The sequence below is a fragment of the Pseudomonas sp. MT3 genome (assembly GCF_054720805.1).
Genome location: NZ_JBTVPY010000037.1, coordinates 1 through 13,360, shown reverse-complemented (window position 1 = coordinate 13,360; position 13,360 = coordinate 1). Strand labels below are relative to the sequence as shown.

Here is a 13,360-nt window from a genome sequence, read left to right as displayed (position 1 = left end):
TGATGAAGAACTTCTTCAAGAAAGCCGGCGCCTTCCTGCGCCGGACCTGGGTCTGGAGCCTGCTGCTGGTGCTCCTGCTGGCTCTGCTGGTGTGGTTTGCCGGCCCTTTGCTGGCGGTGAACGAACACAAGTTCTGGGAGAGTGCCAGCGCCCGCCTGCTGAGCATCGCTGTACTCTTCCTCGGCTGGGGCCTGTTCATGGTCTTCGCCAGTTGGCGCGCCATGCGCCGCAAGAAGGCCGAGGAGGAAAGCGAGGACGGCCAGGAACGCCTGCGTCGCCAGGAGCTGATCAGCGACGAGCAGCAGGAACTGCGCTCACGCTTCCAGGACGCCCTGCGCATCCTCAAGACCTCCAGCCTGTATCGCGGGCGTGGCGAGCGCTGGCGCAACGAGCTGCCCTGGTACCTGATGCTCGGCCCGCAGGGCAGCGGCAAGACCAGCCTGCTGGACTTCTCCGGGCTGGAGTTCCCGATCAACAAGATCGAGCGCAAGCTGACCCGCGACACCAGCGGCACCCGTTACTGCGACTGGTACTTCGCCGAACACGGCGTGCTGGTCGACGCCACCGGCCGCTACCTGAGCCAGGGCGACGCCGAAGTCGACGCCAGCGGCTGGAGCACCCTGCTCGACCTGCTGCGCAAACGCCGCCGCGCCCGCCCGCTCAACGGCGTGGTGGTCAACATCCCGGTGGACCTGCTGCTGGCCGGCGACGAACAGGGCCTGGAAGCCCTCGGCCGGCAGATCCGCGCGCGCCTGCAGGACGTGCACCGCAATCTGCATATCGACCTGCCCATCTACCTGGTGCTGGGCAAGGCCGACAAACTGCTGGGCTTCGACGAATTCTTCGACCAGCTCTCCCGCGAGGAAAGCGACCAGGTGCTGGGCGTCAGCTTCCGCAAGGAGCAGAACGGCACCGACGCCGGCGTGCTGCGCCAGGAGTTCGAAGAACTGCTGCGCCGCCTGAACAGCCAGGTCATCCTGCGCATGCACCAGGAGCGCAACACCCAGCGCCGTGGTCGCATCCTCGACTTCCCGCACCAGTTGGCGCAGATCGGCGACCGCCTGAGCCTGCTGGTCGAGTTCGCCTTCACCGGCAACCGCTACCAGCGCGCCAGCCAGCTTCGCGGCTTCTACCTCACCAGTGCACCGCACCTGACCCAGCAGATGGATGCGGACACTGCCGCCATCGGCGCCAACCTGGGCATGGCCAGCGTCAAGCTGCCGACCCTGCGTCAGGGTCGCCCACGCTTCATCCATCACCTGTTCAGCCAGGTGATCTTCCCCGAGTCCGAACTGGCCGGCCTGGACAAGCGCGAGACCGCGCGCATCCACTGGGGCCAGCGCGCGGTCTACGCTGCCTCGCTGGCGCTGCTGGCGGTATTCGGCCTGGTCTGGACCAATGGCTTCTCGGCCAACAACGGCCGCCTGGACCAGGTCCGCGACCTCGGCCAGAAGCTCGCCCGCGAACATGCCGCACTCACCCCGCAGGACGACGCTCGCGCAACCCTCAAGGCGCTCGATACCAGCTACGCCGCCAGCCAGGTATTCCCGTCCAAGGGCGATGTTTCCTTCACTGAACGTGCCGGTCTCTACCAGGGCGAGGACAGCACCCCGACCCTGACCGCGGCTTACCAGCGCGAACTGCAGGCACAATTGCTGCCGCGCGTGGCGCGGACCCTCGAAGGCCAGATCCGCGCCAACCTGAATGACCGCGAGCGCCTGCTCGGCAGCCTGCGCGCCTATCTCATGCTGAACCTGCCCGAGCGCCGCGACGCTGACTTCCTCAAGGACTGGATCGGCGCCGACTGGTCCGTTCGCTACAGCGGTGACGCGGTGGTGCAGAACGGCCTGGGTACGCACTTCGCCCGCCTGCTCGAACAACCCTTCGTCTACCCGCTGAACGAACCACTGGTAGCCCAGGCACGCCAGGTACTGCGCAGCGAGTCCCTGGCCAGCGTGGTCTACCGCGTCCTGCGCGAGCAGGCCCGCAGCCTGCCCGAATACCGCTTCGACCAGCACCTGGGGCCGCAAGGCGCACTGTTCTCCGGCACCGACTACATCATCCCCGGCTTCTACACCCTGCGCGGCTACCAGCAATACTTCGTCGCCCAGGGCGCGCCGATGGTCCGCGAGATCCTGCGCGACAACTGGGTGCTGGGCGAAGGCAACAGCCTCAGCGGCCAGGACCTCAGCCGCCTGATGGTGGAGCTGCAGCAACTGTACTTCCGTGACTACGCCAACCTGTGGAGCGAAGCGGTCAACCGCGTCCAGCTGCAGCCGATCACCGAGTTCGACAAGGGTGCAGACGAAGTAGCCGGCCTCACCGCCGCCAACTCGCCGCTGCTGCAACTGCTGGTGGAAGTCCGCGAGAACACCCGCATTCCAGGCATCGCCGAAAGCACCGAGGCCGCCGGCGATCTCGCCAGTGCCGCTGCCGATGCCGGCGGCAAGATCGGCAAGGTGGGCAAGGTCGCGGCAGCCGCCGCCGAGCAGGCCCAGGACGCCCTCGCCAAGAGCCTCCCGGACACCGCCCGGCAAGCCATGCAGCGCCGCTTCGAACCACTGCACCGCCTACTCGACGACAACGGCGGCCCGGCGGCCGACCTCGCCCCGGTGATGCAGGCACTCAACGGCCTGCAGCTGCAACTGAGCAGCCTGGCCCGCGCCAGCCAGCCGGAACAGGTCGCCTTCGAACTGGCCCGTGGCCGCATGGGCGGCCAGGTCGATGCTCTGGCCACCCTGCGCAGCGCGGCCGTGCGCCTGCCGCAACCGGTGAGCGGCTGGTTCAACCTGCTGGCCGAGGACAGCTGGACCCTGGTGCTGGGCGACGCCTACCGCTACCTCAACCAGCGCTACCAGGCCGAGCTGTACAGCTTCTACTTCAAGGCCATCAATCAGCGCTATCCGTTCAACGCCAAGAGCAACAGCGACGTTGCCATCGCCGACTTCCGCGAGTTCTTCAAGGCCCAGGGCATCGCCGATCGCTTCTTCGACAGCTATCTGAAATCGTTCGTCAGTGGCGATCCGGGTAACTACCGTCTGCGCAGCGTCGACGGCCACAGCCTGCCGATGTCACGCGCCTTCCTCGACCAGATGGGCTACGCCCAGGCGATTCGCCGCAGCTTCTTCGCCGACAACCCGGCCGAGCCGCAGGTGCAGTTCAAGCTGGAGCCCTACTCCATCGACTCCAGCCTGAGCCGCGCCGACTTCCGCTTCGGCGACCAGCAACTGGAGTACCGTCATGGCCCGATCGTGCCAGTCGCCTTCCGCTGGCCGACCGACGCCGACGACGGACGCACCAGCCTGGTCCTGGAAGAACTCGGCGGTCGCCGCGTCAGCCTGGAGAAGAATACCGGCCCCTGGTCGCTGTTCCGCCTCTTCGACCAGATGCAGAGCGAGTACCTGCGCGGGCGTGACGTGCTGATGCTCAAGGCCGATCTCGGCGGTCTTCGCGCCAACTACCTGGTGCTGGCCCAGCGTTCGCCGAACCCGTTCGACCTCGGCAACCTGCGCAGCTTCCGGCTGCCGGTCTCGCTCTGATGCAAGTCGCGACACGCTGGCGCAGCCAGGCGCGCACGGACGCGGGCAAGGTCCGTGCGCGCAACGAGGACGCCTTCCTCGACTGTCCGGAGCTCGGTCTCTGGGCAGTCGCCGACGGCATGGGCGGCCACGCCCGTGGCGATCGCGCCAGCCGCATGATTGTCGATGCCCTTGCACGTATCCCGTCTGACGCGGAGCACGACAGCCGCGAGCAGCAGGTCCGCCAGCAATTGCACTGGCTCAACCGGCGCTTCGTCATGGAGCTGACCCAAGCCGCCGACCAGCCACCGCAGGTCATGGGTAGCACCGTCGTGGCACTGCTTCTGCAATCGCACCGCGCGACCTGCGTCTGGGCCGGCGACAGCCGCTGCTACCTGTGGCGCGATGGCCGTCTGTACCAGCTCACCCGCGACCACTCGCTGCAACAGCAACTGATGGAAGAACAGGGGCTGAGCGCCGAGCAGGCCCGGCGCCACCCTTCGGCCCATGCGCTCACCCGCGCAGTAGGCGTCGGCGACAAGTTTGCCCTCGACACCCTGGAACTGACCGTCCACCCCGGCGATACCTTCCTGCTCTGCAGCGATGGCCTCTACAACGGCCACAGCGAGCAATCACTCTGCGCCGCGCTGGGCCACAGCTCCATCGAGCACGCGCTGGAACAACTGTTCAGCCACGCCCTGGAAGGCTCGGCGCGAGACAACCTGACTGCCGTGGTGATACGCCGATGACAGCCGAAAGCCTCGTATCCACGCTCAGCGGCCAGCCCACCGGAGCCGACAACTGCACCTACTTCGCCTTCGTCGGAGAGCCCACCGCGCCACCGGCGCCAGCGAAGAGCGAAATGGCCGAGATGCCGCCGTTGCCCGAGATCCTTGCCGGCCGCTTCCAGCTGGAGCGCCTGCTCGGCGTGGGCGGTATGGGCGCCGTCTACCGCGCGCGCGACCTGCTGCGCGAGCAATTCGGTGATCCGGACCCATACGTCGCGGTGAAGCTGCTCAATGAGGAGTTCGCCGAATACCCCGACGCCAGCACCCTGCTCTACAGCGAGTTCGCCCTCACCATGCGCCTGCGCCACCCGCATATCGTGCGGCTGCACAGCTTCGAGGTGGACAGCATCTGTCGCCGGGCCTTCATCACCCTGGAGCTGATGCGCGGCCTGACCCTCGACCAGTTGCTCTGCGAACGCCCCAAAGGCCTGCCCTGGGACGAATGCCGCGGCATCGCCCTCAGCCTGCTCGACGCCCTGGCCTACTCCCACGACTGCGGCGTGCTGCACGGCGACCTGAAGCCCAGCAATGTGATGCTCGCCGAAGATGGCGCACGGCTCTTCGATTACGGTCTCGGCCAGCCACGGGAGGGCCTTCTGGATGGCCTTCCACGGCTCGCACGCGTGCGCTTCAACGCCTGGACGCCACGCTATGCGGCCCTGGAGCTCCTCGATGGCGCACCGATCTCGCCCGCCAGCGATCTCTTCGCCGCCGCCTGCGTCCTGCACGAGTTGCTGACCGGTGAACACCCCTACCGCCGACTCGACGCCCGCGAGGCCAGTGCCCAGCAACTGGACCGTCAACTCAAATCGCCATCCCCGCTGGAGTCCCGCGCCTGGCAGGCCCTGCGCACCGCGCTGGCGCTGAATGAAAACGAGCGACGCATCAGCGTCCGCGAACTGCGCGAGGCTTTCATCGCGCAACCCAAGGCAAAGCGCCGCTGGTTCCAACGGCGCAACGGATGATCTTCGGACAGGGAGCCGGAACATGTTCACCCCCGCCAACCAGACCCACTTCAGCCTCAGCATCGAAGGGGGCGACAGCGACCTGCAGGTCCTCGAGTTCCGTGGCAGCGAAGGCATCAGCCGGCCCTACCGGTTCGAGGTCGAGCTGGTCAGCGAGCGCTTCGACCTGAAGCTCGACGAGCTGCTGCACAAGCGCGCCTTCCTGGCCTTCGCCCCTGGCGGCGCCGGTATCCACGGGCAGATCCACCGCGTGGCCCAGGGCGATGCCGGTAAGCGTCTGTGCCGCTACCACGTGGTGCTGGTGCCGCAACTGGCCTACCTCGCCCACCGCACCAACCAGCGCATCTTCCAACAGCTGACGGTGCCCGAGATCATCGCCAGCATGCTCGAGGAGCACGGCATCCAGGCCGACGCTTACCAGTTCAGCCTCGGCCCCACCGTCTACCCCAAGCGCGACTACTGCACCCAGTACGACGAGTCCGACCTGCACTTCATCCAGCGCCTGTGCGAAGAGGAAGGCATCCACTACCACTTCCGCCACGGCAGCGACGGTCACCGTCTGGTGTTCGGCGACGACCAGACCGCTTTCCCGCGCCTGGGCCGGCCCACGCCCTACATCCCCGACACCGGCATGGTCGCCGACCTGCCGGTGATCAAGCGCTTCAACCTCGGCCTGGAAGCGCGCACCAGCCGCGTCACCCGCCGCGACTACGACTTCCAGAAGCCGCGCCTGCTGATGGAAGCGGCCTTCAAACCGCAAGCCGCGACCGCCGAACCGGACCTGGAAGACTACGACTACCCCGGCCGCTTCACCGACCGCGAGCGCGGAAAGCACCTCAGCCAGCGCGCCCTGGAACGCCACCGTGCCGACTACCGCACCGCCCGTGGCGAGGGCGATCAGCCGAAGCTCGTCAGCGGCCACTTCCTCGAACTCTCCGAGCACCCGCGCAGTGACTGGAACGACCTCTGGCTGCTCACCGAGATTCACCACGAAGGCAAGCAGCCCCAGGTGCTGGAAGAGTCCGTCACCAGCGATGTCACCGACGACAAGGACGATTTCCACCAGGGCTATCGCAACCGCTTCGTCGCCACCCCCTGGGACGTGCCCTACCGCCCCGCGCTGGAGCATCCCAAACCCAAGGTGCTGGGCAGCCAGAGCGCCGTGGTCACTGGCCCCGCCGGCGAGGAAATCCACTGCGACCCGTACGGCCGGGTAAAGGTCCAGTTCTTCTGGGACCGCGAAGGTCAGGCCGACGACAAGACCAGTTGCTGGCTGCGCGTCGCCAGCGGCTGGGCCGGAAACCTCTACGGCGGCATCGCCATCCCGCGCGTGGGCATGGAAGTGCTGGTCAGCTTCCTCGAGGGCGACCCTGACCAGCCGCTGGTTTCCGCCTGCCTCTACCATGCCGAGAACCAGGTGCCCTACCCCTTGCCGGCGAACAAGACCCGCAGCCTGTTCAAGACCAACAGCTACCCCGGCGGCGACGGTTACAACGAACTGCGCATCGAGGACCGCAAGGGCCAGGAACAGATCTTCATCCACGCCCAGCGCGATTGGGACGAAAACATCGAGCACGACCAGCGCATCCGCATCGGCCACGAACGCCACGACACCGTCGAAGCCAACACCTACAGCGAATTCAAGGCCGAGGAACACCGCACCACCCACGGCGACCGCAAGGTGGAAACGCGCATCGACGACCACCTCACCGTGGCCAACAACCAGCACATCAAGGTCGGCACCGGCCAGTTCATCGACGCCGGCCAGGAAATCCACCTCAAGGCCGGGCAGAAACTGGTCGTCGAAGCCGGCATGGAAATCACCCTCAAGGCCGGCGGCAGCTTCATCAAGCTCGACCCAGGCGGCGTCACCCTGGTCGGCGCGATGGTGAAGGTCAACGCCGGCGGCTCACCGGGCAACGGCTCGGGCATCGGCATCAAGGCGCCGCTGCAACCCAACGCGGCCGACGCGGACAAGGCGGGCAAAGAGATGGAAGAGGCGCTGATCAATGCGCCGCTGGAAATCACCACTCTCAACCGCCGAATGCTGAATTTCTCCTTCTGATCGGATAGCCAGGCAAGGCGCCCCACCCGCCGGCCCAACGGAACTGGAAACGGAACACCACCATGGAAAAACAGAAGAAAGTCGAACGCTGGTCCTACCCCTTCAAGGCCAAGGGCAGCAATGGCGCAGCCAGCAGCGAAGTCATCGATCCGCAGGTCTACTACGACGCCCTGGCGACCGCAGAAAGCGGCTACTACCCGGTCTCCAGCAATGGGCTCTGGCATGGCGGCGTGCACTTCGACCAGAACACCGCCGGGATGCTCGACCAGTCCTCCGTGCGTTGTATCGCCGATGGCGTGGTTGTCGCGTACCGGATCGACGAGAGCTACAAGGAACTCACCTACACCGGAGGCGGCACCTGTCGGGAAGTAACCTACTCGACAGGCTTCGTGCTGGTCAGGCACCGTCTGGAGCTGCCTCCGGCCCCTGCCGCCACTCCGCCCGCCGGTGGGACACCCGCGCCAGCAACGCCTCCAGCACCGGAGCCCGACCTGACGTTCTACAGCCTGTACATGCATCTCAAGGACTGGGAGAGCTACAAGCAGGAAGGGGCACCGACTCCACCGTCTTTCCTGTGCCCTACCCGATACGCCGTCAGCGAAGAACACGCCACCAATGACTTCGCAGGCCTTTACGTTCGGGGGGGCGCGCCAGGTACTCCGGCGCATGCGAACAAGGTCTCGATCATTCCCAAAGGCTGCAAGGTACAGGTAGGCGCCGCGTCGGCCGTTAGTGCCAATTGGCGAAAACTCGTTAGCATTCTGGAAGGACAACCCTCTCCGGCGTTGGCCACGGAAATCGAGCATTGGGTCTTCATCGGCGAAATGACTCCCACCCAGAGCAGCGACGTATTCCTGATTGGGCAAAAGGCTAACGACGTCCGGGCGTCGTTGCTACCAGGCAAGGGGCTCACGGTGCGCAAGGAAGCCAAGCACAACTCAGCGGCGATGGCCGTGCTACCCGTTGGCACCGAGCTTCAACTGGAAGACGGAACCGGGAAGTACCGCAAGATCAAATCGATTACGGCCTCCAGCCTGACTGCGCCTGTGAGCCCCGAATGTGCCGCCAATATCCAGGGTTTCGTTCACTTCGATTCGCTGAAAGCCGTCCCCCTGCCGCCAACCCTCAATGCAGTGCATGTCCTGCCGGAGCCGGTGCCCATTGCAGCAGGCGCCCTGATCGGCCACCTCGGCAAATACCAGGCAGCCTCCCAAGGCCAGGCCCATGACCTGCTGCACCTCGAAGTCTTCTCCTGCGACAACGTCGAGAATTTCGTTGCCCAAAGCCGCGCGCGAGCCAATCTACTCAAGCCGGAACAGAAAACCCTGCTGAAAATTCCTTCCGAAACCCAGGTCATCACCCGAGAAGACGCCTCCCAAACCAACCTTCCGCTGGTATCCGATCCCGGAAAATCTACTGCTTACGACATCATCATTCCTCTGGCCGTACTCAATGCACTGCCGGCGGAACGGAAGATCACTGTCACCACGACTACCGGCGGCACCACTACGACTGAGCAATGGTGGAAACTGGATCGTTTACCCGGCAAGGACGGCAATGAATTCAGCGGCTGGGTGAAAGAACAGGAACTTCTGACGCCTCGCCTGCACCCGTGGGATTGGGATGGCTTTGACTTCATCAAGGAAACCAGCACTCTAGATCAGCAATACCTCTGCAAGCTCAGCACGGACGGCGTTCTGGATGATGGCGAGAAGACCAACTACAAGGCACAGGTCAACGCCGGCGACGGCGGGGCAGTCAAGGAGCGCCTCTACGAGATCGTCGATGTCGATGGAAACGAGAAGCTGACACCTACCGAGATCAAGAAAGCCCTCGCCAAGCCTTGGCACGCGCAATCCATCAGCCGGCTGATCGCTCAGTATGAAAGCGAGTGGTACGCAGACGAAGGCTTGAGCAAATGGGATGCGCTGAATTGCTATATGACCAAGGAGAGTGAAGTCGATTGGACTTCAGAAAAACAAAGAATCAGATCGCTATTGTGGTGGAATGAAGCAGCCAGCCTTTTGCCAGAGAGTAACGTCTGGCACATCAACCCAGTTTCACTGTCAAGTCTATTTAAAAATCCCACCTGCCAATGCAAGGCCGTCGTCAAGGTCACCCGCTGGAACAATAAATACGGCCCGGTACATTGGGGAACTAGAAGGCTCAGCGAAGCAGAACAATGGGAAGAGCTACTCACAACTGGCCAGGTTTCCAGTGAAGAGAAGCAAATCATTTGTGTAATGACCGAGAACGAAGGGAAAATCGAAGCAGTACAAAGTTACGATAGCGAGCTAATAACTGCCGGCGCAATGCAAAAAACAGTCAACCCATCGGGAGCAGGCGAACTTCCCGCACAGGTGCTTAAATTCAAGAACTCCCACCCATCTTTGTATGCTGAACACTTTGAAGCACGAGGCTGGCATCTCGACACCAGCGGAGATCAGCCTGAAATGTACTACCAGTCCGACGAATGGGAAAATGGTGACAAACTGGAGGGAGAGGCGCTAAAGGATAGCTTGAGAAAAGACTGCAGTGCAGCCTCATTCAACCATGTTATAGATTGCCTTCCAGTAGCATCGATGGCATGTGCAATTTCGACACCTGAATACATCACCCTCCAAATCATGGATTTCATTGAACGACTGAGGCGTGCCCTTTCCACCGTTCCGACGGATTATTCTTTTACCGCAGGAACACTCTTCAAATCCAAGCTTGGGAAGGCCTTGGTGCTGGATGAGCACATCAATCGACCGGGTAACGTCGCGGATGACATTGGCAAAGCACTTGATGATTTCTTTGCTGCCCATCCGAATATCAGTAAGCAGATCGCCACATGGGGCAGCGATCATACAACCAACGAAAATCGCATCATCAGCCTTTATGGGCCACACAGAAACATGACTGACGCCTCCGGTCGATATGAAAAGCTTAAGCTGGAGCTTTAAGATGAAAACCATCTCCCACGCAATTATCATCACCCTCACAGCATTACATATAACTTTTTCCACTGCAGATCAGCGCACCTCCAAAACTTTGGAAGGGGTAAGTGGAAGAATTACACTTGACGACTGGAATGATCACAGGAAGGCGTGGAGAAAATTAACATTCAGCGACAAGACCACCTCATTCCTAATTTATAGAACCGTTTCCGGCGGGGGTGATTCAGACACGCTATTTTCGGTGAGTAGCGACTCGCTCTCTCCAGACGGAAAATTTTTAATACTTCAGCGTAGCGAGATCGGAGAACTCTATCTAGAAGACGGAAAAAAACAAGAAACCGAAACCTCCAGATGCGAAGTTATTGAAATGAGAAGCGGTTGCGTCATGCAAACAAAACCCTCTGAATACTGCTCTGGCAAGTGGTCTACCGACAGCAAATGGACCACGTCTATCGATAACGCCCCCAGACCAGCCAGGCTGGAAACTCCCTCTCCAGCACTTCTGAATAAGCGCATAGCAAGCATGAGCATCGACAGCAAAGCTGTGGCTGTTGAAGACAGTCTTTTCATGGGGGCCGCATCCTATTTGGCATGTTTTCCGCCTTCGACCAGCAATATCCGGGACCTCAATGACATTGCCTATTATCTATCCCAGGCAGGGGACGATCAGCAGGCGTTAAAAATATACAAAGCGATCGAAGCTAAAACCCCAAACCGGACTGTACTAAAACTCAATATCGCCGACTCTCTTTGGAATGAGAACAGGAAGCTGGAGGCCAGAACGTACTATAAAAACTACGAAGATGAGATGAGAAAACTTGGGAAAGAAAGAAAAATCCCGCCTAGAGTCTTCGAGCGCATGACAGATTAAAATCTCGACGAACAACAAGTATGCATGCTCCCACTTACAATAATTTTGAAATCAACTGAAAGAACAAGTGCAATTGCCGGAACGATATTCGCCACCTTGGCGTGCCTAGCTAGTGCAGACGATAAATCTACATACTCTAAAGAAGCAGGACTCGTCATATATAGCGAATTGAAACTGGAAAATCCTACAGTCTGCATATCAAGCAACCGCGACACCGTCATACTATCACTAACCAACAAATCACAGAATATTAGAACGAAAAACACATCACTGATCGAAGTATCAGACACCAGAGAAGAAGTCGTCCACTTGGAACAAAATGAAAACAACGCAAGCCTGTACTTTGAATACCCGAACAACGTGTACCTGATAAGCATCGACGCAAACACCGGCAGGTTGACGAAATCCACCCAATCCTTAAAAACAGCGACACTTAACGATGAAGATGAAAATTCAACACTCACTCTCAGAACAAAAAAAAGAATATAGCATCTTCTAAATCCCCCAACATAACAAAGAACTATTTATTTGGAATAACAGCAGATGGAGATTTCTTCAATTACAGAATTGAAGATAACCTCACCAAAAGCCTATCTATGGAACACCCCAGACGGTACAAAGCCCACCAAAATGTACTTAATAAAGGGAGATCACATGGAGGCAAAAAGACACGAAAACGGAAAGCTAAAAGTAACCTATACAACAAAGAACGGAAATAAAATTGAAAAGTGGATCGACATCTCAGCAGTAATATAACAGAAATGGCAGGTTATCTTTCGAAAACCTTAAACTCCCCCATCAACTTATGGGCAAAAGTAGCCTGCTACTCTTGAAGGTTAAATACCGCAGAAACGGCGCCCCACAATGAAAAAGCCACTTATAGCAACATCAATCATCCTGACCATTTCAGCTAACGCAGCCGAAATAATCAAAGGTGAGGGCGGAAGCATTGTTCTAGACAGCAAACCCATTCCATCGATCTACGAAGATATAACACAGACCAAGGATGGGTTTTATCGAGACCTGATCCAGACACATGGAGTCCCGGCGCTACTTACATCCGCTGAGGCGGACATCATTTATACCTTGAAGGAAGCCAACGGAAAGATCCTGATCGACTGCGCCATTGCCGAAACCAGAAGCAACCAAACCGACATCTCCATAAGGAACTCCATGTGTGACATAAATAAGGAGCTTGACGCAGACTATGCGGAGTTGGGGTACACCTATACGGACCAGAGGAAGGATGCCGTAGCCAATATCAACATCACCAGCCTGACCCAGCACAAAAAGCCGCTGGACATAGTGAAAGGAACGCTGGGGGATATTGAAATACATGAACGATACAAAAACCTCTCTCAACTGGAAAACGCAGCCCGAAAACCTATCTCAAGAAAGGCCAAAACTGCTACGTCATCCCCAGCCAGAAGACATTCATAAACTACTCGACAACCAACCCTTCTGATCCCAAAAGCATCTCAACGCTGGTCGATGCCGAAACCTATGATTTCAAAAAATACAAAACAGACGAGCTCAATAATCTCAAATACACTCCATGCAGATACGAGTAACTTCAACCAACTAAACACTGGAGCATGGAACTGTCAGCCCAACTCTTCATCCACAATGAATAAGTATATTGTTGCGTTATTCATCACATTTTCATTCGGCGCTCAGACACCAGCTGCAGCAGTGGATCAGACGTCGCCATTGGACGTCATAAACGCCGCAAGCCAATCGGACACAACCAGTGTCGAGACCATCAGAACATTCTGCGAAGGCGGAGAAACACAATCCAGCCGATACATCGCTTCGGCGGACACCTTTGTCTTGAGCTGCGGCTGTGATTGCACAACGCAGGAAAACCGCATCTGGATCATTTCAGGCAAGACGCGACAGACGTATCAACTGGATGCCAGCAAAGCCGTTGCCACGCTGGAACTAAAAGGTCTCGCCGCCATCCCGGACACCTTCGGCCCTGTGCCGCTCTGCGAGGAGCAGCAGGAATCGAGCAGCGACATCACCCTTCTTACCAAGATACCCAGCACCAACGGGGCATCTCCGTATTGCTATCTGGCAGAGCCCTTTATTGCGCAAGAGCGTACGCAATGCGACAGCGAACAGTGCAAGAAGGTGCTGAGTGTTCTGAACGGCCGCTAAAAGACCTTGAATCGCCCCGGCTTTCCTAGACACTTTCCAAGCTCTGGAAAT

General features: G+C 59.6%; 8 protein-coding genes. All 8 read left to right on the top strand.

The annotated features are described in order from the left end of the window. Positions 1–2 precede the first annotated feature (2 nt). The 8 genes from tssM to ACYCAX_RS25690 all read left to right on the top strand — a co-directional run bounded on the left by tssM (position 3) and on the right by ACYCAX_RS25690 (position 13,309). Entirely contained in the window at positions 3–3,539 is a 3,537-nt protein-coding gene (tssM, locus tag ACYCAX_RS25725; protein ID WP_460249152.1) for a type VI secretion system membrane subunit TssM, read from the top strand. Then, positions 3,539–4,267, top strand: a complete 729-nt coding sequence (locus tag ACYCAX_RS25720) for a PP2C family protein-serine/threonine phosphatase (RefSeq protein WP_015475521.1) — start codon at positions 3,539–3,541, stop codon at positions 4,265–4,267. Before tssM ends, ACYCAX_RS25720 begins: the two co-directional genes overlap by 1 nt. After that, positions 4,264–5,271 carry a serine/threonine-protein kinase gene (locus ACYCAX_RS25715; protein WP_294976654.1) on the top strand — a complete coding sequence of 336 codons (1,008 nt, stop codon included), beginning with the start codon at positions 4,264–4,266 and terminating at the stop codon, positions 5,269–5,271. Before ACYCAX_RS25720 ends, ACYCAX_RS25715 begins: the two co-directional genes overlap by 4 nt. Before the next feature lie 22 nt (positions 5,272–5,293). Continuing rightward, entirely contained in the window at positions 5,294–7,336 is a 2,043-nt protein-coding gene (locus ACYCAX_RS25710) for a type VI secretion system Vgr family protein (RefSeq protein WP_460249151.1), read from the top strand. A gap of 62 nt (positions 7,337–7,398) precedes the next feature. Further along, complete coding sequence (locus ACYCAX_RS25705) at positions 7,399–10,284, top strand: hypothetical protein (protein ID WP_460249150.1); 2,886 nt, start codon at positions 7,399–7,401, stop codon at positions 10,282–10,284. A 1-nt stretch (position 10,285) separates the two neighbouring features. Further along, on the top strand, positions 10,286–11,149 hold the full coding sequence (locus ACYCAX_RS25700) for a tetratricopeptide repeat protein (protein ID WP_294976645.1): 864 nt from the start codon (positions 10,286–10,288) through the stop codon (positions 11,147–11,149). An 864-nt stretch (positions 11,150–12,013) separates the two neighbouring features. Next, positions 12,014–12,589 (top strand): hypothetical protein, encoded by a 576-nt coding sequence (locus ACYCAX_RS25695; RefSeq protein ID WP_460249149.1) that lies wholly within the window; start codon positions 12,014–12,016, stop codon positions 12,587–12,589. A gap of 186 nt (positions 12,590–12,775) precedes the next feature. Further along, positions 12,776–13,309, top strand: a complete 534-nt coding sequence (locus tag ACYCAX_RS25690; RefSeq protein ID WP_460249148.1) for a hypothetical protein — start codon at positions 12,776–12,778, stop codon at positions 13,307–13,309. The last annotated feature ends 51 nt before the right edge of the window (positions 13,310–13,360 follow it).